Raw genomic sequence first — 22,564 nt, forward strand, 5'->3', positions numbered from 1 at the left:
TTCATAACAATATGTTTAATTCATTCACAGAAATTTGGTTAATCAGCTTGATTCTTTTAACAAGCATTTTGGTATTAATCGTAACCATGCAGCTTTCTTCTGCGCTTAAGAAATTAACCTTAGATCCCAATAAACAGGAAGAAGAAGCATCCTTAAGCTGGTGGCAGAAATTTACTGGATTAAAACCTTTAGAAAAGGAAAAAGATCTAGAGATGGAACATCAATACGATGGCATTGTTGAGTTAGATAATCCTACACCGCCTTGGTTCATGTACCTGTTTTATATTACTATTTTATTTGCTGTCGTGTATTTGTTTTATTACCACGTAGCACAAGATGGCAATATTCAAGAAGCAGAATACAAAACAGAAGTAGCTGTTGCTGAAAAAGCCAGAGAGGAATACATGAAGAAATTCGCTAATTCGGTCAATGAGGATAATGTTAAAGCCCTTAGTTCGGCAAAAGATTTAACAGAAGGATCTTCAATTTATACGACAAATTGCGTAGCTTGTCATGGTGATAAAGGTCAAGGGGGAGTAGGTCCAAATTTAACAGACGTGTACTGGATACATGGAGGCACAATTAAGGATTTATTCCAAACAATCACCAATGGTGTTCCAGAGAAAGGGATGATTGCATGGAATAAAACACTGAATCCCATTCAGATTCAGCAAGTTTCTTCCTACATTTTAACCTTACAAGGTACTAATCCTCCAGGGGCGAAAGAACCACAAGGAACAGAGCAAAAATAGTCATCTAAACTCAACTAATATGAAACAGAATGTAGGACGTACAGATAGGATAGCTCGCTTAGCAGCTGCAGTAGCGCTAGCCATCCTGACTTATGCTGGTATTATTCCAGATAACTTATCCGTAGTAGTGTATGTTGTTGCGGGTATCATTGCCTTAACAGGAATCGTTCGTTTTTGTCCCCTGTATAAACCTTTTGGTATAAGTACTTGTAGAGAAAAGGCTCCATTTTAAAATAAAAAGGTCCGGAAACGGACCTTCTTTTTTATGTCAAATATCAGTTTAGAAAATGATGATTATCGGAATCATCTATACAATCAAACAAAAGACGGTAAACGTATTTGGATTTACCCGGGTAGAATTATAGGTCGTTTATATCGCCTAAGAACCTATTTTTCTTACCTATTAATGTTATTACTTTTTGGCCTTCCTTGGATAGAAAGAAAAGGTGAGCCTGTTTTCTTGTTCAATGTAATTGAAAGAAAATTCATCTTTTTTGGAGTTCCATTTTTTCCCCAAGATTTCCACTTAGTAGCCTTGGGATTAGTGGCCTCCTTAATTTTCATCAGCTTGTTTACCGTACTTTTTGGTCGGGTATGGTGTGGATGGGCATGTCCACAAACCATCTTTATGGAAATGCTTTTCCGTAAGATTGAGTATTGGATTGATGGAGATGATAAAGCACAGAAAAGATTAGATGCCGCACCTTGGGATAGCCAAAAAATAATCAAACGAGTAAGTAAACATAGTTTGTTCATTGTTTTGTCTTTTGCCATTTCCAATACTTTTTTGATGTACATCATGGGTAAAAAGGAATGGATCAAATTAGTAACTGAACCTCCTTTGGATCACTTGACTGGCTTATTTGCAATTCTATTATTCACGGGTACATTTTACTTTGTTTTCGCCAGATTTAGGGAATTGGTATGCATCGTTGTTTGTCCTTATGGTCGACTTCAAGGAGTATTATTAGACAATAATTCCATTCTTGTATCTTATGATCACAAACGTGGAGAGCCAAGAGGAAAAATTCAAAAAGGCATAGATCAAAGTCAGCAGGGAGATTGCATCGATTGTCACTGGTGTGTACGAGTTTGTCCTACAGGTATTGATATACGAAATGGAAGTAATCAATTGGAATGTATCGGATGCACCTCCTGTATTGATGCATGTGATGAGGTGATGGAAAAAGTCAATAAGCCTAAAAACCTGATTCGATATGATTCCGTGAATGGTATCAATGAACAAAAGAAATTAAAGTTCAATGTAAGAATTGGGGCTTATAGTGGCGTTTTATTATTGTTAATCGGTGCTATTGCCTTTCTTTTGTTAACTAGGAGTCCTTGGGAAACCACCTTATTAAGGACCCCAGGAATGACTTTCCAATTGGACGAGAAAAATAAGGAAGTGAGTAATTTGTATTCCATTGAGATTTTGAACAAATCACTGGATTTACAAAATTTGCAGTTCCAAATTGAAGCTCCCATGCGTATTCAATGGGTAGGTACACCGCCACAGGGTATTGAACCAGGAAAAATGGTTAAGTCCGAATTTTTCATTAAAGCTCCCATTGGTGCATGGAAAAGTAAGGACAAAATAGAAATTCATATCCTTAATAAAGAAGGAGAAATAGAAACAATCAAAACTAGATTTATACAGCCTGATGAGTAATACAGTAAAAAAATCGTTGAATTGGGGTCATGCCATCATTGGAGTATTTATACTTTTTGGCGCATTTATGGCCTATTTTTATGTCAACATGACACATGAAACCATCGAACTAGTGGGTGACCATTATTATGAGGATGGGCAGAAATTTCAAAAGAAAATAGATCAAAGAAAAGAAACTGCTTTGCTGGCAGAAAAGGTTGAGCTTCAGTTTAATTCTAAGAGTAAGGAAGTCAAATTGAGTATTCCAAAAGGTTCGCATGATGTCAAAGTCAATTTCTTTCGTCCCTCTTCAGCGGCTCTAGACAAGTCATTTACGCTAAAAAATCCAAGTGATAGCACATGGAGCATTTCAGGTGAATTCTTGTCAAAAGGTCCTTGGAAAGTTAATATAGAATGGATGATAGCCGATAAAACCTATTTGAATGATCAGCGTATTTTAGTTCCATAATGCAAACCTGGTATCTCAGCTTTTTAATAGGATTAGCCGGCAGTTGGCATTGTGTAGCCATGTGTGGTCCCATTATGCTTCATGTGAGGCAAAAGAACCAGCAAGCTAATATCAGTACCGTCATTTATCAAGTTGGCCGTATTTTAACCTATTCCATCCTCGGATTAATCGTTGCCAGCATGGGCTCCATCTGGATTTTTCCTACGTGGTGGCATTTTTACTACTTATTTGCTGGCATCGTCTTACTTTTCTTATCCACAGGAAAATTGAAAGATAGTACCTTTGATTTTTTATATCGTTGGTTTGGAAAACCCTTACAAAAATCGGGGAGGGGAATGGGCGTGTTAGGCCATTTCTTCTTGGGTATGGGCAATGGATTATTGCCCTGTGGATTGGTGATTGGTGGTTTAAGTTTGGCCTTGATTCAACCCAGTCCTATGCTGGGAGCCTGGACCATGTTTATTTTTGGACTAAGTACCTTACCAGCGATCACAACAGCTATATTGGGTTTTCGGTGGTTGGAGAAAAAACAAGGGAACTTGATGTACTATGTCAAATATATAAGTTGGGGCGTTGCATTTTTACTCTTATTCCGTGGTGCTTGGGGTATAGGAATGAGCCATTCCAATTATTTGAAAAACTCTTCGCTCAGTCCCATCATTTGTCACCCCTTTAGTTCTAATAGCGCAAATTAGCCAGTTTATTGACATCCAAGAGGGTCATTTCACTACCTCTAATTTCCAATAAACCTTCTTTTTTAAAATCACTTAAAGTTCTAATAACTGTTTCGGTAGCTGTTCCAACTCGTGACGCTAAATCCTCTCGTGAAAGTCGGATAACTACTGGCCCATTGATATCATTTCCATAAGTTTTAGCTAATTCGACCAAGGCCATTGACACACGTAAACGTAAAGATTGATAGGCCATGGAAACCAATATCTTCTCATTTTTCATGAGGTAGGTGGTTAAGGCTTTTCTAAAATAGATTTCTAAATGAATATTTTGTTTGAGTAAATCTTTAAACTCATTGGAAGAAATACTTAATACAACTGACTCTTCTAAGGCTTCGGCTGTTTCACGATATATCTGATTTTCTAAAATATCCACATAACCAAAAAACTCGCCCTCTTTGATGAAAGACGTGATAAAATATTTGCCTTCACGGTTGGTATGAAAGGTTTTAATTTTTCCTTTTTCTAAGAAATACAAGCGAGAAGGGCTATCCCCCTCAGAATAAATGCTTTGCTTCTTCTGCAAATGATGTGTTCTTTTTTCTCCGTCAAAGTGCTTAAAATCAAGAAAATCGAGTGCTTTTTGAGCCAAAGAAACTTCAGATTCTAATTCCACATCCACCTGACCTTCGGTTCGCTGAAGCGATTTCTTTTTTAAACGAGTTTCAATGGAACGCAATAATTCTACCTCTTGGAATGGCTTAGTTAAAAAATCATCCGCACCCATTTCCATTCCCTTACGCATATCAGACCGATCCGTCTTGGCCGTTAAGAAAATAAATGGTACTTGGGATAGTTGCTCATGTTTTGAAAACACTTGCAAGACACCAAAACCATCTAAATGGGGCATCATAATATCACAAATCACTAAATCCGGTAGGTTTTGCTGAGCCATACGAACACCTTCTATGCCATCTGCTGCTGTTTCTACAACGTAACCAGATAATTCCAACAACTCAGCCGTGTTTTCACGAATATCGTCACTGTCTTCTATAAGTAATATTTTATTCATCATGGTTTAATCTCGGTATTTCTATGGTAAGCGTGGTTCCTTGGCTCAAAGTCGATTCTAATTTCAGCTGACCATTTATCAGTTCTAAATATCGGTCAATCAAATGTAATCCTAAACCTGTCCCTGGAATGACGGTGGCATTACTGCCTCGGAAAAATCGTTCAAATAAATGTTTTTTATCATCATCGCTGATTCCTATACCTTTATCACTTATGGTAATTTTTAACCTATTGTTTTCTTCCTTCACTATTAAATCGACGCTCTCATTCGAAAACTTGAGCGCATTAGACAAGGCATTCAATAATATTTTTCTCAAAACAGATTCATCACTGACCCAGGTTTCAGAAGCATTAAAATCCAATATGATTTTTTGATTGACTTTCTTATATGGAATTAAATCCGCCTTAATTTCTAAAAATAAAGGCTCTAATTCGATGGTGGAAGCATGAATCTCTACATGTCCTGATTCTAGTTTGCCAACGGATAAAAATTCCTCTAAAATCATGGTCAAATGATTCACGGAAGCCTTTATCCTTCGAATATGCTGCTCTCTTTTTTCTTGTTCCTCTGCTTTTTGGTACTTTTCCAATAAGGTAGCTGAACTTAAAATAGAGGTGAGGGGAGTCCTAAATTCATGAGAAGCCATGGATACAAAACGAGTTTTCAAATCCCCCAATTCCTTCTCCTTTTGTAAGGCATTTTCCAATTCTTGGGTATTGGCTTCTAACTTCTCTAATGTATTCTGCAAAGCTTGAGTCCTTGCCTTTACCTCTTCTTCTAGGGTTTCATTCAATTGATTAATTTCCTGATTTTTCAAAATCAATTCCATTTCCACTTTGCGTTTCAAGGTGACGTCACTGATGAAAGCAATGTAAAACATTTGGTCATTCTCTTTAAAATGGCTCAAACTGATTTCCACAGGAAATAAAGATTCATCCTTTCTTTTGGCCTTTAAATCTAAACCTACCCCCATAGGGCGATCTTGTGGATGTTCAGCGTATTTTGCTTGGTGTCCATGGTGCCTTGAACGCAAATGATTGGGAATCAAAATATCTATATTTTTACCTTTTAATTCATTGGTTTCATAACCAAATAGTCGATCCGCAAAATTGTTTGTCATGATGACATTACTCAAGGAATCCGTCACCAAGATGCCAATCGCCGCCTCATTAAAAATGGCTTCGTATTGAAATCTGGAAACTAAAGGTAGCGACATATCAACTGTATTAATCCTTCTAATTTACAAAAATTGACTGCTTAAACAATGAATTTAGGGATGATAAGCTGATTTCTGATGCTTTAAAACATCCTCTACATAAAAATGAACCTCTTTGAATTTTCCTTCGGCATAGTTCTTTGCTTGATCAAAAAAATGTGGTGAACGTATATCCCCACTTTGTCCACCTGCAAGAAGGGATTTAGCTTTAATTTTTGGACCAAATTCCACCGCACAAATGAAACTATTCCCATTGACACCATACCATTTTTTAGTATTCGGAAAAGCTTTGCTATTGTAAGATGGTAACATGCCCCAGGTAGAAGAAGCAAATGGTACTGAAAAGCTAGCTTGTGCATCGTCAAAAGAAAATTCTGATTGATTTCCAATACGTTGTAAACGATTTAACTCTCCCCAAGCCACTTGCCATGTTCCCCAATTTTTGTCCAAATCTTGCAAAACAACCTCCAAGACCTGACACATTTCTTCCTCTTTACCAGAAGCAAGATAGGCTTCAACACTCTGAATGAGGTCTATTTCACCACCAAACAGGTGCTTTCTAGGAATTTTCATGAGCATTTTTTGGCCCCATTGAATCGCTAAGGTTTGAGCCACAGAACTTAATCTGGCCTGATAATCCCATTTTTTCAAGGTATCAATGGCTAATCTAAAAGAAGCATTCCCTCCTGCATTTCTTTTCTCTCCAGCTTTCACCAAAGCAGGAATTAAGTATTCAAAAGCAATTAATTTTCGGTCATATCCGATTCGAATTAAATCGTCCAAATCCAATTTACCCGATTCAGAAAATAAGCGAAACGCATTTTTATCACGGAAATTTTCTGCATCTGGAGCCATATAGACAGGAAATTGAGCTCTTTTAGGACTCGACAAACCTGAAACGGTAAATGGCGTAGAATTACAATTTTGTATCCAGGCGCTGGCAGGATCTATGGATTGGACAATATCTTTCAAAGGATGTAAGCCTTTCCAGTCCAAAGATGATTTAGTCCCGTCTTGAACCAGTGACCAATCTATTTCGGGCTGTCGCCTAGGAACAAAATTCCCATGCCAATAAGCTATTCGACCATGTTGACCAGCATAGACCGTATTATTAGACGTATTTGCCCGCATGTCCATAACCTTTTGAAATTCCTCAAAACTTCTGGTTTTGGTTCTAGCCCAACTTTGAATTAAACTTTTGATGGAGCGATTATAGGATTTCACAGAAATCCATTTGCCGTCTCTTTCAGCCATAATGGGTCCACGGTGATTGGAATAAACATGAATAATTTGTGGTGCTTGCCCTTTTGCACGTAAGGTGATGTATTGTTCTTTGATTGGAAGCCATTTGCCATCCAATAAGTATTCTTTTCCTTTTTGGCCATCGCGAATCGTTTCGGCGTAATTATCAGCTACATCGACTTGACTGGAAGTATGCATCCATCCTCCGTATGGATTAAATCCTTGATAAACAAAGATTTGGCCCCAAGTAACTGCACCATACACATTCAGTCCTTCTTCACTGTTCACATGTACTTCTGGTCTAAAATAAAAGGTCACATGAGGATTGATGTAAAAAAGCGAATTGCCTGATTTTGATTTTGTTGGGCCAACAGCAAATCCATTGGAACCTGTTAAATCAGCTTCAGGATCCAAAGGATTCTTTCTGATATAACTTAACTTATTTCCCAATAGACCATAAAATTTAGCTACTTCGGATTGATTAACGCTTCCGGTGGAGATGGCGCCAATGCTCCCATCTGTCCATAATAGGGGATACCAAGGTTCAAAATTCGTTAATAAAGCAGGTTTAATATCTGGATGTTTGTACAAATAATAATTAATTCCGTCAGCATAGGCATGTAACAATTTCTTAAGCCAAAGGGGGCTCGTTTTATATTCTTGCTTGGCTTCTTCTTGACTGATAATTAAACGGAGATATAAATCATTGGCTAATTCAGTTGGACCAAAGACCTCTGCTTTCCGTCCTAGCTTTTCGATGTAATTCATTTCTACACGCATAAAATCATCCTCACATTGGGCATATAATAAACCAAATACCGCATCCGCATCTGATTTTCCATAAATGTGTGGAACTCCATATTCATCTCGAATGATGTTTACCCGTTTGGATTGGGCTTTCCACGCTTTAATTTGAATAGGGCTATTGGCAAAAGAGGGATGTAGCAGGAATAAGGTGAATACGAGACAAAGAGAGGGTAGGAGGAAGCGAGATTTCATAGTGTTGATGTAGATGATAGCAAAAATACATTTTTTTCATTAGCAGGCTCATAAATGCTGGGTGGATTAATAATTCCACGTTGAGATTCCATTATTTATAGTTAGCTGGGTATAAATTATATGGTATTGTCTTTTTATGTTTGTAGTTCTGATTGAAGAATTTGCTTTTGAAAAACCAATTTTACGATGAAATATAAATTTCTTTACGCTCTAGGGCTTGTTTCCGCAATTTCCTATTCTTGTAGTCATTCCTTAGAAAAAGATACCTATCGAGTGATATTGGAAGATCAAGATAATTTAGCTGAAAAGGCTAAATTGGCCAAAGAGAAATTACCCATTAAAATTGCCTCTGGATTACAAATTACTCGTTTTGCTTCAGATTCATTGGCTCCAGATCCGGTAGCTATGGACATGGACGATCAGGGTGCTGTGTACATTACCCGTACAAACCGTGGAAAGTATTCGGAGTTCGATATTCGTGGGCATCGTGATTGGATGACAGAATCTATTGGATTTCAGTCAGTAGCTGACAGAAAGGCCTTTTTACATAAAACTTTTGCTCCAGAAAATTCAGCTAAAAATGAATGGTTACCTGATTTGAATCAAGATGGAATTCATGATGTCAATGACCTAAAGGTTGAAAAAGAAGAAATCTGGAAAATTGAAGATAAAAATGGAGATGGTTTAGCCGACCAAGCCACTCGCGTTTACAACGGGTTTCACGAGGAATTTACGGACGTAGCTGGAGGTATTTTGGTACGTAAAAAAGATGCTTTTATCGCCGTTGGCCCTGATTTATGGCGTTTAAAAAACACGAAGAAAAACGGTCTTTTAACGGAGCCAGTATCCATTTCAACGGGCTATGCGGTTCACATTGGTTTTGGTGGACATGGTATGTCGGGGGTAATTGAAGGTCCAGATGGCAAGATTTATTGGCAAATTGGAGACATTGGAGCCAATATTACGGCATTGGATGGAAAACAATATAAATATCCTAATTCTGGGGTAATCGTTCGTTCTAATCCAGATGGAAGTAATTTTGAGGTTTTTGCTTCTGGATTACGCAACACGCACGAATTTGTTTTTGACCCATTTGGAAATTTGATAAGCTCAGACAATGATGGGGATCATCCGGGCGAAAGTGAGCGTTTAGTCCATATTGTAGAAGGTTCTGATGCGGGTTGGAGATCCAATTGGCAATACGGAAAATATACAGACCCAGGTAATAATTTGTACAAAGTATGGATGGACGAAAAATTGTATGTGCCTCGTTGGAAAGGGCAAGCTGCCTACATTATACCTCCCATCAGAAACTACCATAACGGTCCTACAGGTATGTTGTTCAACCCTGGAACTGCTTTAGGAAAGAAATGGACTAATAAATTCTTTTTAGTGGAGTTTGTGGGTAATCCCAATGCTTCGCACATTTGGTCCTTTGACTTAAAACCTAAAGGTGCCAGCTTTGATTTCAAATCGGAAGAAGATGTGGTGAGTGGAATTTTACCTACGGGCATGCGCTTTGGTCCAGATGGAGCATTATATGCTGCTGACTGGGTAAATGGTTGGGATGTAAAACATTATGGCCGAGTTTGGAAGATTGATGTAGATGCTAAAAACAATGATTTAGAACAAGAAAGAGCTGAAACGAAACGTTTGATTCAACTGGATTATGAGAAACAAAACGCCAATAGCTTTTATGATTTACTATTTTACACTGATTTACGCGTTCGCATGAAAGCCCAATTTGAGTTGGCTAAAAGAGGGAATGCATCTGTGGCTTTATTTCAAAAAGCCATTCAACAAAAAGACAATCAATTGGCTCGTATTCATGCAATTTGGGGAATGGGACAGCTTGGGGCTACGGATGTTAAAGTAGGCACCATGATTGGTGAACAATTGCAAGATCAAGATGAGGAGATCGTAGCTCAAGCGGCAAAAGTGTTGGGCGATATATTCAATAAAGATCATGAGGCTCGTTTGATTCAATTAATTGATTCCAAAAATCCTCGTATTAGTTTCTTTGCTTGTCAGGCCTTGGGTAGAATAAAATCAGAAAATGCTATTCCTGCCTTATTGAAACTTATTGAAAAAAATAACGACGAAGATCATTATATCCGCCATGCAGCCGTTTTAGCTTTAGCAAGAATCGGAAAAGAAGAGCCTATTGTTGCATTGACTAATTCTTCCAATAAAGCTTTGAAAACAGCTGCTGTGCTGGTTTTACGCCGTTTATCAAGTCCAACATTAGCTCTATTTTTACAAGATTCCGATGAATACATTGCTACGGAAGCCGCTAGAGCGATTAATGACGATGAGTCTATTCCGGCAGCTTTACCAGCATTAGCAGCCGCATTAAACAATAAATCGTGGAAAGGAGAGCCTTTGCTTCGTCGTGCCATCAACGCTTCTTTACGTGTTGGAACGAGCAAAGAAATCGATGCTTTGATTCAGTTCAGTGAACGAAATGACATTTCTGATGTCATTCGTGCAGAAGCCATTGCTACATTAGGTTCATGGGCAAATCCCTCTGTATTAGATCGCGTGGATGGTCGACATAGAGGTGTATTACAAAGAAATCCAGCTGATGTGGTGGGTCGAATTTATCCTAAGATTGCCAACTTTTTAAGAAGTAATAATCCAGAAGTTTTAGTAGCCACAGCCAAATTATTATCTGAATTAAAAATCACTGATTTTAAGAGTGAGCAAACCCAGATATTCTTAAACCATGCTAATGCCAAGGTGAGAGCGGCACATTTGAGTTCATTGGTGGCTTTAAAGGATGCCAATTTATCCTTGATTATCCAAAAAGGAATGAATGATGTAGATAGAAGTGTTCGTGGGGCCTCTTTAGGTTTTTTGGATAAAGTGGATTTGTCGAAAACACAATTACCCAGCGTGGTGAATCTCATCATGGAAAAAGGTAGTGTGATTGAACAGCAACAATTATTGCAAAGTATCGGTAAAATGCCTGTAGACAAAACGGACGATGTTTTGGCTGATTTAATCCAACGAATGATAGGAAATAAATTATCCAATGATATCCGATTGGATTTAGTGGAAGCGGTAGAAGCAAGCAATTCGCAAAAATTGATCGCCAAATTAGATGCCTTAAAAACCAAAGGAACTTTGACCGATGAATTTAAGGATGCTTTGTTTGGAGGAAGCATTCAAGCTGGAAATTTCATTTTCAATAGAAACCAAACGGTTCAATGTGTTCGTTGCCATAATGTAGGAGGAGAAGGAGGGATAGTGGGACCATCCTTAAAAGGAATTGGTTCTCGCTTAAGCAGAGAGCAAATTTTACAAGCTTTAATCGAGCCAAGCGCACGAATTGCCCCAGGTTATGGCACCATTAGTTTGAAATTAACCGATGGCCAGGAAGTAAGTGGAACCGTTATTTCTGAAACAGAAAGCATGATTCAGCTAAAAACTTCTGATGCTGAACCTTTGAAAATTGCTATATCTCGGATTAAGTCAAGAGAGAATTTTCCTTCCAGTATGCCAGCTATGGCTAGCTTGATGTCGAAGAGGGAAATTAGAGATGTCGTAGAATTTTTATCATCTTTAAGAAATTAACTATACATTTGTGACGTTATAGGTCTATATGAAATTCAATCGTCCTTTCTTATTGTTCATCAGTATCTTCTTTTTCTTGGTCACGGCCTCGATGAAGCAGGTGATTGGACTAACCCAAGAAAGTACCATTGAAAACAATAGTAAGGTTAAAAAAACGGAGCAAAAAGAGCTTAGTTTTTTTAACCTTTTAATTGAAGAAGACCGAGATAATACCGAGGAGGATGATGAAGTAGAAAGCCATCATTTTTATTTCTCCCTTTATGATTTACCTAGCCATTTTTCATTCAATAATCCCTATGCAGGGGCATTAAGATCTGAAGCTATTCCATCTTTGATGGCTAATAGCTATTCTTCCACACCATTTTTCATACTTTTCAGGAATATCAGGCTGTAGGACTAATCCCAAAGATTATCCTTTATTCAATTCGCCTCATTGGATTCTATCCAAATTTTACCACTGCTCGTTGATTTTTCTTTAAAAATTGCTCTCAATTTTGCTGCAAAAGAGGAATGAACGCGCACATGAAAAAATGAAAATGAAAAATGTAACGTCTCAAATCCCAAAAGATGGAATAGCTGGTTTAAAAGAGAATTTTAGTGCCGATGCTGTTTCTGGTTTTATTGTATTTTTATTAGCCTTGCCCTTGAGCTTAGGTATTGCCAAAGCTTCCGAATTCCCGCCTTTGATGGGATTATTAACTGCCATTATTGGTGGTATTATTGTCAGTTTATTTTCAGGTTCACAATTAACTATCAAGGGGCCAGCAGCTGGACTTATTGTCATTATTGTAGGAGCCGTAGCTGATTTTGGAGGGGGAGAACAGGGCTGGCATTATGCCCTAGGGGCTATAGTCGCCGCCGGTATTGTTCAGATACTTTTTGGAGTTTTCAAACTCGGAAAATTAGTTGATTTCTTCCCTTTATCAGCCGTTCATGGTATGTTAGCTGCTATTGGATTAATCATTATATTCAAGCAAATACCTGTTTTGTTGAATGTAAACCCCATATTAGCGAAAGGGAAAAGTCCCTTTGAATTAGCGGCTTCGATTCCTCAATTTGTGATGAATTTAGATCGGAATGGAGCCATTGTAGGAATGCTAAGTTTTATCATCATGATGACTTGGCAAAAGATTCCAGTAAATTTTTTGCGTAAAATTCCTGCAGCCTTAATCGTTTTGTGCATTGCCATTCCTGCGGAGATATTTTTAGATTTCAAGCACACAGAACCTGCATCTGCCTTAGTGAAAATTGGAAGCTTAATCGATAATATCCATGTCAATGTTGACTTTGCGGGATTGGCCCATAAAATGGTATTTATCAAATATGTAGTCATGTTTGCCTTAGTTGGATCATTGGAGTCATTACTGACCGTTAAAGCCATAGACATGCAAGATCCATACAAGCGCAAATCCAATCCAAATAAAGATTTAATTGCCGTAGGTATTGGAAATACCTTGGCTGGAATATTGGGTGGTTTACCCATGATTTCTGAAGTGGCACGTAGTTCGGCGAATGTCAACAACGGAGCTAAAACACGCTGGGCTAACTTCTTCCACGGTTTCTTTATTTTAGTGTTTGTGGTATTTGCAGCACCTGTTATTGAACTGATACCCAATGCCGCATTAGCAGCCATGTTGGTATCTGTAGGTATCAAATTAGCCCATCCAAAGGAATTCATCCATATATTCCAGATTGGTAAAGGTCAATTAGCCATCTTTCTTGTTACCATTTTCTTTACCTTGTATGAAGATTTATTAATTGGTATAGCAGCAGGAATGTTAGTTAAAATACTGATTCATATCGTAAATGGGGCTCCAATATCCAGCTTCTTTAAATCCAATGTGACGGTTTCTTTTCATGATGATCAATATTTAGTTGAAGTTAATAAGGCGGCGGTATTTACGAATTATATGGGATTAAAAGCGAAATTGGACGCGATTCCTCAAGGTATGCATGTCACAATGGATTTTAGTAATACCCACTTGGTAGATCACTCCGTGATGGAGAATTTGCACCATTTTGAGGCTGATTACCATGCCGCTGGGGGTACTTTTACCATCATTGGCTTTGACGAGCATATTTTACTTTCAAAACACAAATTGGCAGCTAGAAAAAAGAAGCAGATCGTTTCTTAAATCATTTTGAGAGTCAAATCTCATCAGGTCAACATTTTTCATACGTTCCCATGATAAAAAAATTTATCATGGGAATAAAAAATTAAGGAAGATGACTACAACACATAAAGGGTTCCATGTAGAGCATGTTCTGCATGAACTGAAACATTATTTACCCGCACAGGCTCCATTAATGGATTTTGTACATCATAATACCTTGCATGCTTTTCAACATTTACCATTTCACGAGGCACTTAGGAAAGCACAAACAAGTCTGGGGTATCAAGTTTACCTAAGTATAGATCAGTTTAGAGAGCTATACCATGCTAATCGTATCAATGACGCTATGTTAAATCATGTCATTGAAAAGAAAAAAGGCGCGAAAAAAACCGCTGAGTGGAAATACAAATTAATACACCAAGATTTAGAAAACGTTCCCAATCCTAGAATTGGGGCGCTACGTGGTCAATGGAAAAAGGTGTACAACATTGATTTGGATTCGATGGTGCATCCTAATTTATTCCGTTTAATATCCAGTTATTTAGATCAAGGAATTTCCATTTGGCATTTTCCTATTGAGAATAAAAGCTTTTTAGAAGCTATCAAAGAGCTCGAAAAAAAGAGCTGGATTAGTTTGTTCAAAGGCAAAAGAGCCAAAAATCTGTTGCTCGATGAACATACTACTCTAGAAGATGTAATAAGTATCCTGGTAGGTTCACATCCTCATCTGTATGAACAATACCTTTTTGACCAGCAATTTGCCCATCAGGGATGGTCTGGTATGGTCTCTACCGTCGAGGATTTACCACAAACCCTGTTGGATCGTAGGCAAATCAGTCTGCATGATTTAATCATGCTGGAATGCTTGTTGGAAATAGATACCATTGATTACCTACTTTCCGACGGATGGACTGGTTTGGGAAATACACTAGAAATGCCTCTTCCTTCTATATTGGATCCAATAGCCTATTCTGAGGTCATGGAAATTCTATCTATTTTCCAAGAAGCCTTTGAGTGGACCTATTACGATCAAGTTTTAGCAGGTATTCAACAAAGTTCTAGAAATCCTACATGGGGTGGTCCTAAAAGCTTTCAAGGATTATTTTGTATCGATGATCGGGAATGTTCTTTTAGAAGATATTTAGAATCCGTTGATCCTCAATGTGATACCTATGGAACTCCAGGTTTCTTCAGTGTGGAATTCTTTTATCAACCCATAGGAGGTAAGTTTTATTCCAAGCTTTGTCCTGCACCTGTAACGCCCAAGTTCTTAATTAAAGAAATAGGAGATGAGAAGAAAAGGGAAAAAGACCTCTATTTCTCCAAACATAGCCACAATTTTTATACGGGTTGGATTATTTCCCAAACCTTAGGGTTTTGGTCTGCTCTCAAATTATTTGGCAATATATTCAAACCCAGTATGAGCCCGGCTACGGCTTCATCTTTGCGTCATATGGATAAGTTTTCTCAACTACAGGTTGATTACGATGCCTTGATCCAACAAGAAAATGGCTTGCAAATTGGCTTTAAAATTGATGAAATGGCCAATCGGGTAGAAGGCATGCTAAAAAGCATAGGCTTAGTCAAAGATTTTGCACCGATTGTTTATGTGGTAGGTCACGGAGCCAGTTCGGTCAATAATCCTCACTATGCGGCTTATGACTGTGGGGCCTGTTCAGGTAGAGCGGGTTCTGTCAATGCCCGTGTCGTGAGCAAAATGGCCAATAAATCTGAGGTTAGGGCCATTTTAAGAGAAAGAGGCATTGAAATCCCAGATTCTACCACCTTTGTTGGGGCTTTACATGATACAACCCGAGATGAGGTAGTTTTTTATACGGATGAAATCAAGGACAACCATTATTTGACGCTACATGCTCAACATGTTCAGGTATTTGAACGTGCATTAGATTTAAATGCCAAAGAGCGCTCTAGGCGTTTTGAATCCATCAATACCGAGCTGAGTCCAAAGGAAATTCATGAAAAAATCCGCTTACGTTCGGTATCTCTTTTTGAGCCTCGTCCAGAATTAAACCATGCTACCAATGCCTTATGTTTAGTAGGCCGTCGAGAGCTTTCTAAAGGTATTTTCTTGGATAGAAGGTCTTTCTTGAACTCTTTTGATTATCGGGTAGATCCAGCGGGTGAATATTTATTGAACATCCTAAAAGCGGCTGCTCCAGTATGTGGAGGTATCAATTTGGAATATTACTTCTCCCGAGTAGATAGTGAAAAATTAGGTGCGGGAACCAAATTACCGCATAATGTGATGGGACTTTTCGGAGTAGCCAATGGTATCGATGGCGATTTGCGTCCAGGTTTACCATCTCAAATGACGGAGGTCCATGATCCAATACGTTTACTACTTGTGGTGGAACACTTCCCTGAAGTTGTGCTAAAAACCATTCAAAAATCCCCTGAAACCTATGAATGGTTCATGAACAATTGGGTGATCTTGGTGTCTGTTCATCCAGAAACCCGAGAGGTTCAACTATTTGAAAAAGGGGAATTCTATCCATACAATCCAATCAATAAGCCATTGGAACATGTCTGTGAAATTGAAAGCCTTTTAGAAAGCAATCAAGAGAATTTTCCCGTGTATTTAATCCAACAAGACTAATACCATGCAAAATTACCTTCCCATATTTATTTTAATTCCTCTGGTAGGTTTTTTGATAAGCTTAGTCTTGGCAAAAAACGATGAAAGGAAAATATCGTTTACGGCATTTGGTACCCTGGGGGTTCAATTGCTCTTAGCTTTATTGTTTGTTGTATACTGGATTAGCTTGGGTGCTCCAGATTGGCAAATGAACAGTTGGATCCTGTTTAAAAACAGTGATTATGTCTTCCAACTTGATTTTTTATTTGATTATATCACCAGTGTGTACCTTTTGGTGGGAGCTCTGTTAACCTTTTTGGTTACTCTGTATTCACGCTATTATTTACATCGAGAACCAGGATATAAGCGCTTTTTCAATACGACACTTTTCTTCTATCTGGGATATAGTATCACCATTTTGGCAGGAAATATGGAAACGCTATTCATAGGCTGGGAGATGCTTGGGATTTCATCCTTTTTATTAATCTCCTTTTATCGTGAACGGTATTTGCCAGTTAAAAATGCAGTAAAAGTGTTTTCGATCTATCGAATAGGGGATGTAGGTATTATTTTAGCGATGTGGGCCAGCCATCATTTATGGCATCAAAACATTACTTTTTCTCAATTAAATAATGCAGAATTAGTACATGAACACTTACAAACACATAGCTTCATTGGTGTATTTATATCTTTAATGATACTCCTTTCAGCCAGTGCAAAATCAGCCCAATTGCCCTTTTCTTCCTGGCTTCCTAGAGCTATGGAAGGTCCAACACCTTCAAGTGCAATTTTTTATGGGTCTTTGTCGGTGCATATTGGTGTATTTTTAATGTTGAGAACATTTCCATTTTGGGAGCACCAAATTTCCATTCGTATCCTCATTGCAGCCATGGGATTGATTACAGCGATAATTACCACTGGAATAGCTCGAGTGCAATCTTCCGTGAAAAGCCAAATTGCTTATTCATCCATCGCACAAATTGGCCTGATTTTCATTGAAATATCAATGGGACTCGAAAAATTAGCTTTGTTTCATTTTGCAGGAAATGCCTTTTTAAGAACCTACCAATTGCTCGTATCTCCCTCGGTGGTGAGCTATTTAATTCGTGAGCAGTTTTATCATTTCGAACCAAAAGATAAGACTATAGAAGATTCCTTCCCTGATAAAATCCAAAATACGTTGTATTTACTTTGTTTGAAGGAATGGAACTTAGACTCCATCATGTATCAATATCTTTGGAATCCCATGAAATGGGCAGGAAACAAACTTAATTTCTTGACTGTCAAAAGGTTAATTGGAATTTTTGTTCCAATATTAGTAGGTATTTTCATCATGAAAGAGGGAAACTACTTTAACAATGACTGGACGCTTTACATGCCTCTTATTCTTGGATCTATCGGATTAATTTTTGTTTTGAAATCATTTACACAAAGAAGAAGTCTACGTTTAAGCTGGATTTTGGTTATCATCAACCACATGACCATTGCTTTAGCCATCTCTTTCAATGAAAATTACGAACTTAAAGAAACATGGATTTATTTAAGTGGTATTCTTGTGGCTGGACTAATAGGGTATGCAAGTATCATGCGACTATTTCATTTAGAAGGCAAAATACAGTTGAACCGCTTCCATGGCCTTTCTGCAGAGCATCCAAAAATTGCCTTGGTCTTTCTGTTGGCTTGTTTAGGTTTGACAGGATTTCCTATCACACCTACATTTATTGGGGAAGATGTCATTTTCTCCCATATTCATGAGGATCAATTTGCATTAGCAGCGGTAGTTTCTTTAAGCTTTATATTAGATGGCCTTTCCATTATGCGCATTTACGCCCGTATTTTCATGGGTCCAAATTCCAAAACGCATACGGAATTCTCCAACCGCTATTTTTAATAAAACCAAGACCGTTCATGTTTAAAGCGAACCCCACCCAGGTTCGCTTTTTTTATTGAAAAATAGTAAGATAGAATTGAACAATTTCAAAATATGAATATCTTTAAGCTTGCAATCTAATACCTAGTTTATGAATGAAGTAAAAGCTAATCCAAAGTCGATTTGGATGCTTTTTATGCTGTTGGTTCCTTTGGGCATATTTGGACAATCCATTGAAAACTGGATTTCCTATCCAAAGAACAAGCAGATGTTTCAAAAAATGCCCAATCTTGCCTGGAGCAGTGGAAAAAGTAGGCTTCTATCCAACAGCATCTTCATTAACTCTACAGCTTTAGACCAAACCATTGATGGATTTGGATATACCCTAACTGGTGGGAGTGCCTATTTAATTCAAGCCTTGGATGCTCGAACAAAACAAGCTCTTTTACAAGAACTGTTTGGGAATAAGCCCAATCAATTAGGGATTTCGGTATTGAGAATAAGCATAGGGGCATCCGATATGGATGAAAAAGTATTTTCGTATAACGATATACCAAAGGAAAATGAAGATCTTAAACTTCAAAGCTTTAGCTTACATGAAGACAAAAAAGCGCTAATTCCACTTGTAAAAGAAATTTTGGGGATTAATCCTCGGATTAAATTATTTGCAACTCCTTGGAGTCCACCTACTTGGATGAAAGATAATCAAGAAACCAAAGGAGGGAAATTAGTACCCAAGTATTATGAAGTATATGCCCGATATTTCATTCGTTATATCCAAGAAATGAAGAAATTGGGGATTAAGATACATGCCATAACTCCACAAAATGAACCTTTGCATCCGGGTAATAACCCCAGTTTATCCATGTCAGCGGAGGAACAATTGGTTTTTATACGTGATTATTTAGGTCCGCAGTTTCGAAAAAACCGAATTTCAACAAAAATCATTTGCTACGACCATAATTGTGATAAACCTGAATACCCCATTACTATATTAAATGATCCAGAAGCGAGAAAGTTCGTTGATGGTTCAGCTTTTCATTTATATCAAGGAAACATAAGCGCATTAGCACAAGTAAGGACAAAGCATCCAGATAAAAATCTCTATTTCACGGAACAATGGACAGGGGTGAAGGGCGATTTTTATGGAGATTTTATGTGGCATGTAAAAAACGTCATCATAGGTTCCATGAATCAAGGTGCTAAAACGGCTTTGGAATGGAATCTAGCGAATGATCAAAACCTAGGTCCTCATAGTCCGGGTGGCTGCACCGAATGCTTGGGAGCCATTACCCTGAGCCAAGGAATACAACGAAATGTCGCTTATTACATCATTGCTCAAGCTTCCTCCTTTATTCCAGCGGATTCTAAACGTATTAAATTAAACTCAATAGCCCATTTACCCATGGTAGCCTTTCTCAGACCCGATAAACAAATTTGTTTATTAGTTCAAAATGAAGGTCTTGAAAAACAAAAATTACCTATTCAATATCTAAATAAAACCATTGAACTGGACATTCCAGGCTCATCTGTTTCAACTTTTTTATTCAAGCTATGAAAACATTCAACATTAATCGAAGACATTTTTTAAAAGGTGCCACTGCCAGTTTAGCCCTGTCTCAATTCGGTGCTTATGGCCTTGATTTGATACATCCAGACAAACCATTGCGTGTAGCCTTAATTGGAACGGGATGGTATGGAAAAAGTGATCTATTCCGACTCATCCAAGTAGTACCCGTCGAGGTGATTGCCCTTTGTGATGTCGATAAAAACCAATTAAACCAAGCTGGTAAATTAGTCAGTGAACGACAAAAATCGGGTAAAGTGCCTCGCTTGTATGGCGATTATCGTCAGCTTTTGAAAGAAAATGAATTGGATATTGTATTAATTGGCAGTCCTGATCACTGGCATCCCTTACAAATGATTGATGCGGTAAAAGCAGGAGCTAATGTTTATGTGCAAAAACCTATTTCGGTGGATGTGTTAGAAGGAGAGGCCATGGTAGCTGCTGCCCGAAAATATGGTAAAGTCGTGCAAGTGGGTACGCAAAGAAAAAGTACGCCGCACCTCATTCATGCCAAAAAAGAAATCATTGATAAAGGCCTTTTAGGAAAAGTTGCACACGTGGAAATGTACTGTTATTATCACATGAGAAATAACGGAAATCCACCTGTTCAGGCAGTCCCAGACTATTTTGATTATGAGATGTGGACAGGTCCTGCACCTATGAGACCATACGATGGCAGTCCACATATCCGTTGGTGGAGAACATTCAAGGAATATGGAAATGGAATCATGGGCGACATGTGTATCCACATGTTTGATACGGCTCGTTGGATGTTGGATTTAGGCTGGCCAAAACGCATCAGTTCTCAAGGAGGTATTTATGTTCAAAAAGAAGGAAAATCCAATATTTCAGATACTCAGTCGGCAGTATTTGAATACGATGGTTTAAACTGCGTATGGCAGCATCGTTCCTGGGGTACACCAAATGATCCCGAATATCCATGGGGATTAACCATTTACGGAGAAAAAGGCACCTTACGTGCCAGTACCATGAAATATGATTTCACTCCTACAGATTCAAAGCAAAAAAGTCTACACATGGATGTCGTATATGAGAAAGAAAAATATCCAGAAGATCTGACTGAAGAGCGTATTGAATTAAATGCAGCACCAGCAACTCGTTTACACATGTTGGATTTCCTAGCTGCCATAGATAAAAAATCCAAACCAATAGCCGACATCAGTGAGGGGCATATTTCTACAGCTAGTTGCCTATTAGCCAATGTTTCCATGGAATTAGGAGGTAGACCATTAATCTATGATCCTAGTGCCAAAATCATTGTCAATGATCCACAGGCTACTGCTTTATTAGCAAGACCTTATCGTGGACCGTGGAATAGAAACATGTTAAAATCATAATTTTACTTACATGAAAAGAATATTTTATTCGCTGGTATTACTTTGCGCAGGATTTATTGCCCGTGCAGACGTACAATTACCTGCTATCATAGGAGACCACATGGTCTTGCAACAAAAAAGTAAGGTGACTTTATGGGGTTGGACAACCAGCCCTACGGAAACTGTCAAAATCAATGTGGATTGGGATACGACACATTTTAAAACCAAAGCTGTTTTAGGTAAATGGAGTATTCAAATTCCTACGCCAGCAGCAGGAGGAAACCATCAGATTGAATTTCAAGGCAGTAAAAATTCCATAAAAATCACCGATGTGGTCTTTGGGGAAGTTTGGATTTTTTCTGGTCAAAGTAATATGGAGTGGAGTGGCGATCAAAATCTTCAAGAAACCTTGGATGAAATGCCCAATGCTACCAATAATCAAATTCGCTTATTTTATATCCCGAAAGCTACCTCATCTTATCCTCAAGAGGATGTAAGAGCGCATTGGGTGGTATGTAATCCAGAAGCTATGAAATCCTTTTCAGCCATTGGTTACTTTTTTGGAAAAGAATTAAACCAAAAATTGGGGGTACCCATGGGTTTAATTAATTCCAATTGGGGAGGAACACCCGCCGAAGTTTGGACTCCTGAAGATATTTTGGCCAAAAAAAGCAATTTGTGGGAGGCGGCTAAACAATTGAGACCAAATGCCTTTTGGTCCGTTTATCCGGGCTTAAATTACAATGCCATGATTGCGCCTATTACTTCTTATACCATTGCTGGCGCATTATGGTATCAAGGAGAAAGTAATGTTGGCCAATATCAAACCTATGCCGAACTTATGGAAACGATGATTGGCTCATGGAGAACGGCTTTTAAAAATAATTTTCCTTTCTATTTTGCGCAAATTGCACCATATTCCAAGTATGGCGACAATAATTTGGGAGCCAAATTACGGGAAGCTCAAACCAAGAATTTAGCCATTGAAAAAACAGCTATGGTGGTTTTGAGTGATTTAGTCCCTGATGTAAGCAACATTCACCCCACAAAAAAAATTGAAGTCGCTCATCGCTTTGCTAGTTTGGCATTAGTAAAAAATTATGGTCAAGAAGCTGGACCCATCTTTTATCCCAAATATGATAGACATCGGGTAGAAAAAGGTAAAATCCGTATCTATTTTAGAGAATTAAACGGCAAATTAGTGGCTAAAGATGGAGATCCTTCCCATTTAATGATCGCCGGAGAAGATCAAAAATTCTATCCTGCACAAGGCAAAATCGATGGTAATACCCTTTTGGTTTCTTCTCCTGAGGTTCCCAATCCTGTAGCTGTTCGATACTCCTTTAGCAATGATGCCATACCTAATTTATTCAGTCGAGAAGGATTGCCCGTTAATCTTTTTAGAACCGATCATTGGGATAACTAAACCCATTTA

The 22,564-nt window shown here is 38.2% G+C and carries 16 protein-coding genes; 13 read left to right on the forward strand and 3 right to left on the reverse strand.

The features are described from left to right. Positions 1-11: 11 nt before the first annotated feature. The 5 genes from U0R11_RS05685 to U0R11_RS05705 are packed head-to-tail and all read left to right on the forward strand — an operon-like array spanning position 12 to position 3,564. On the forward strand, positions 12-752 hold the full coding sequence (locus tag U0R11_RS05685) for a cbb3-type cytochrome c oxidase N-terminal domain-containing protein (protein ID WP_406750440.1): 741 nt from the start codon (positions 12-14) through the stop codon (positions 750-752). Positions 753-771: 19 nt separating this feature from the next. After that, on the forward strand, positions 772-984 hold the full coding sequence (locus U0R11_RS05690; RefSeq protein ID WP_406750442.1) for a YgaP family membrane protein: 213 nt from the start codon (positions 772-774) through the stop codon (positions 982-984). 33 nt (positions 985-1,017) lie between these two features. Continuing rightward, on the forward strand, positions 1,018-2,421 hold the full coding sequence (gene ccoG, locus U0R11_RS05695) for a cytochrome c oxidase accessory protein CcoG (protein ID WP_406750443.1): 1,404 nt from the start codon (positions 1,018-1,020) through the stop codon (positions 2,419-2,421). Continuing rightward, the gene (locus U0R11_RS05700; protein ID WP_406750445.1) at positions 2,414-2,869 is read left to right on the forward strand and encodes a FixH family protein; all 456 of its coding nucleotides are present in this window, start codon (positions 2,414-2,416) and stop codon (positions 2,867-2,869) included. The genes ccoG and U0R11_RS05700 overlap by 8 nt, the downstream gene beginning before the upstream one ends. After that, complete coding sequence (locus U0R11_RS05705) at positions 2,869-3,564, forward strand: sulfite exporter TauE/SafE family protein (RefSeq protein WP_406750447.1); 696 nt, start codon at positions 2,869-2,871, stop codon at positions 3,562-3,564. The genes U0R11_RS05700 and U0R11_RS05705 overlap by 1 nt, the downstream gene beginning before the upstream one ends. On the opposite strand, the gene U0R11_RS05710 is transcribed toward U0R11_RS05705, so the two are convergent. From U0R11_RS05710 to U0R11_RS05720, 3 genes are read right to left on the reverse strand one after another with little or no spacing between them, the layout of a single operon-like run. Further along, the gene (locus U0R11_RS05710; RefSeq protein ID WP_406750449.1) at positions 3,548-4,615 is read right to left on the reverse strand and encodes a response regulator; all 1,068 of its coding nucleotides are present in this window, start codon (positions 4,613-4,615) and stop codon (positions 3,548-3,550) included. The genes U0R11_RS05705 and U0R11_RS05710 overlap by 17 nt on opposite strands. Continuing rightward, positions 4,605-5,828, reverse strand: coding sequence for a PAS domain-containing sensor histidine kinase (locus tag U0R11_RS05715; RefSeq protein WP_406750451.1), 1,224 nt, complete (start codon positions 5,826-5,828; stop codon positions 4,605-4,607). The genes U0R11_RS05710 and U0R11_RS05715 overlap by 11 nt, the downstream gene beginning before the upstream one ends. A 54-nt stretch (positions 5,829-5,882) precedes the next feature. Further along, on the reverse strand, positions 5,883-8,069 hold the full coding sequence (locus tag U0R11_RS05720; RefSeq protein WP_406750453.1) for a penicillin acylase family protein: 2,187 nt from the start codon (positions 8,067-8,069) through the stop codon (positions 5,883-5,885). A 186-nt stretch (positions 8,070-8,255) separates the two neighbouring features. Between U0R11_RS05720 and U0R11_RS05725 the strand changes: the two genes are divergently transcribed. From U0R11_RS05725 to U0R11_RS05760, 8 genes are all read left to right on the forward strand, one after another. After that, on the forward strand, positions 8,256-11,645 hold the full coding sequence (locus U0R11_RS05725; RefSeq protein ID WP_406750454.1) for a HEAT repeat domain-containing protein: 3,390 nt from the start codon (positions 8,256-8,258) through the stop codon (positions 11,643-11,645). A 28-nt stretch (positions 11,646-11,673) separates the two neighbouring features. Continuing rightward, positions 11,674-12,039, forward strand: a complete 366-nt coding sequence (locus U0R11_RS05730; protein ID WP_406750456.1) for a hypothetical protein — start codon at positions 11,674-11,676, stop codon at positions 12,037-12,039. 142 nt (positions 12,040-12,181) lie between these two features. Beyond that, a complete protein-coding gene (locus U0R11_RS05735) occupies positions 12,182-13,780 on the forward strand; it encodes a SulP family inorganic anion transporter (RefSeq protein WP_406750457.1) in 1,599 nt (532 codons plus the stop codon). Positions 13,781-13,871: 91 nt separating this feature from the next. Continuing rightward, positions 13,872-16,376 (forward strand): YbcC family protein, encoded by a 2,505-nt coding sequence (locus U0R11_RS05740; protein WP_406750459.1) that lies wholly within the window; start codon positions 13,872-13,874, stop codon positions 16,374-16,376. A 4-nt stretch (positions 16,377-16,380) separates the two neighbouring features. Next, positions 16,381-18,246, forward strand: a complete 1,866-nt coding sequence (locus tag U0R11_RS05745) for a proton-conducting transporter transmembrane domain-containing protein (protein WP_406750460.1) — start codon at positions 16,381-16,383, stop codon at positions 18,244-18,246. A 130-nt stretch (positions 18,247-18,376) separates the two neighbouring features. Beyond that, complete coding sequence (locus U0R11_RS05750) at positions 18,377-19,783, forward strand: glycoside hydrolase family 30 protein (protein WP_406750461.1); 1,407 nt, start codon at positions 18,377-18,379, stop codon at positions 19,781-19,783. Continuing rightward, entirely contained in the window at positions 19,780-21,150 is a 1,371-nt protein-coding gene (locus U0R11_RS05755) for a Gfo/Idh/MocA family protein (RefSeq protein ID WP_406750463.1), read from the forward strand. Before U0R11_RS05750 ends, U0R11_RS05755 begins: the two co-directional genes overlap by 4 nt. A gap of 10 nt (positions 21,151-21,160) precedes the next feature. Continuing rightward, the gene (locus tag U0R11_RS05760; RefSeq protein ID WP_406750465.1) at positions 21,161-22,555 is read left to right on the forward strand and encodes a sialate O-acetylesterase; all 1,395 of its coding nucleotides are present in this window, start codon (positions 21,161-21,163) and stop codon (positions 22,553-22,555) included. Positions 22,556-22,564 lie beyond the last annotated feature (9 nt).

Origin of the sequence: Aquirufa salirivi (assembly GCF_045310485.1) — a bacterium.
Classification (GTDB): Bacteria; Bacteroidota; Bacteroidia; order Cytophagales; family Spirosomataceae; genus Aquirufa; species Aquirufa salirivi.

What these genes read in the sequence shown, in the direction of transcription:
- U0R11_RS05710 (WP_406750449.1), bottom strand. Translation starts at nt 4,615, where the DNA reads ATGATGAATAAAATATTACTTATAGAAGACAGTGACGATATTCGTGAA.
- U0R11_RS05705 (WP_406750447.1), top strand. Translation starts at nt 2,869, where the DNA reads ATGCAAACCTGGTATCTCAGCTTTTTAATAGGATTAGCCGGCAGTTGG.
- U0R11_RS05685 (WP_406750440.1), top strand. Translation starts at nt 12, where the DNA reads ATGTTTAATTCATTCACAGAAATTTGGTTAATCAGCTTGATTCTTTTA.
- U0R11_RS05690 (WP_406750442.1), top strand. Translation starts at nt 772, where the DNA reads ATGAAACAGAATGTAGGACGTACAGATAGGATAGCTCGCTTAGCAGCT.
- U0R11_RS05760 (WP_406750465.1), top strand. Translation starts at nt 21,161, where the DNA reads ATGAAAAGAATATTTTATTCGCTGGTATTACTTTGCGCAGGATTTATT.
- ccoG (WP_406750443.1), top strand. Translation starts at nt 1,018, where the DNA reads ATGTCAAATATCAGTTTAGAAAATGATGATTATCGGAATCATCTATAC.
- U0R11_RS05725 (WP_406750454.1), top strand. Translation starts at nt 8,256, where the DNA reads ATGAAATATAAATTTCTTTACGCTCTAGGGCTTGTTTCCGCAATTTCC.
- U0R11_RS05745 (WP_406750460.1), top strand. Translation starts at nt 16,381, where the DNA reads ATGCAAAATTACCTTCCCATATTTATTTTAATTCCTCTGGTAGGTTTT.
- U0R11_RS05730 (WP_406750456.1), top strand. Translation starts at nt 11,674, where the DNA reads ATGAAATTCAATCGTCCTTTCTTATTGTTCATCAGTATCTTCTTTTTC.
- U0R11_RS05740 (WP_406750459.1), top strand. Translation starts at nt 13,872, where the DNA reads ATGACTACAACACATAAAGGGTTCCATGTAGAGCATGTTCTGCATGAA.
- U0R11_RS05755 (WP_406750463.1), top strand. Translation starts at nt 19,780, where the DNA reads ATGAAAACATTCAACATTAATCGAAGACATTTTTTAAAAGGTGCCACT.
- U0R11_RS05735 (WP_406750457.1), top strand. Translation starts at nt 12,182, where the DNA reads ATGAAAAATGTAACGTCTCAAATCCCAAAAGATGGAATAGCTGGTTTA.
- U0R11_RS05720 (WP_406750453.1), bottom strand. Translation starts at nt 8,069, where the DNA reads ATGAAATCTCGCTTCCTCCTACCCTCTCTTTGTCTCGTATTCACCTTA.
- U0R11_RS05715 (WP_406750451.1), bottom strand. Translation starts at nt 5,828, where the DNA reads ATGTCGCTACCTTTAGTTTCCAGATTTCAATACGAAGCCATTTTTAAT.
- U0R11_RS05700 (WP_406750445.1), top strand. Translation starts at nt 2,414, where the DNA reads ATGAGTAATACAGTAAAAAAATCGTTGAATTGGGGTCATGCCATCATT.
- U0R11_RS05750 (WP_406750461.1), top strand. Translation starts at nt 18,377, where the DNA reads ATGAATGAAGTAAAAGCTAATCCAAAGTCGATTTGGATGCTTTTTATG.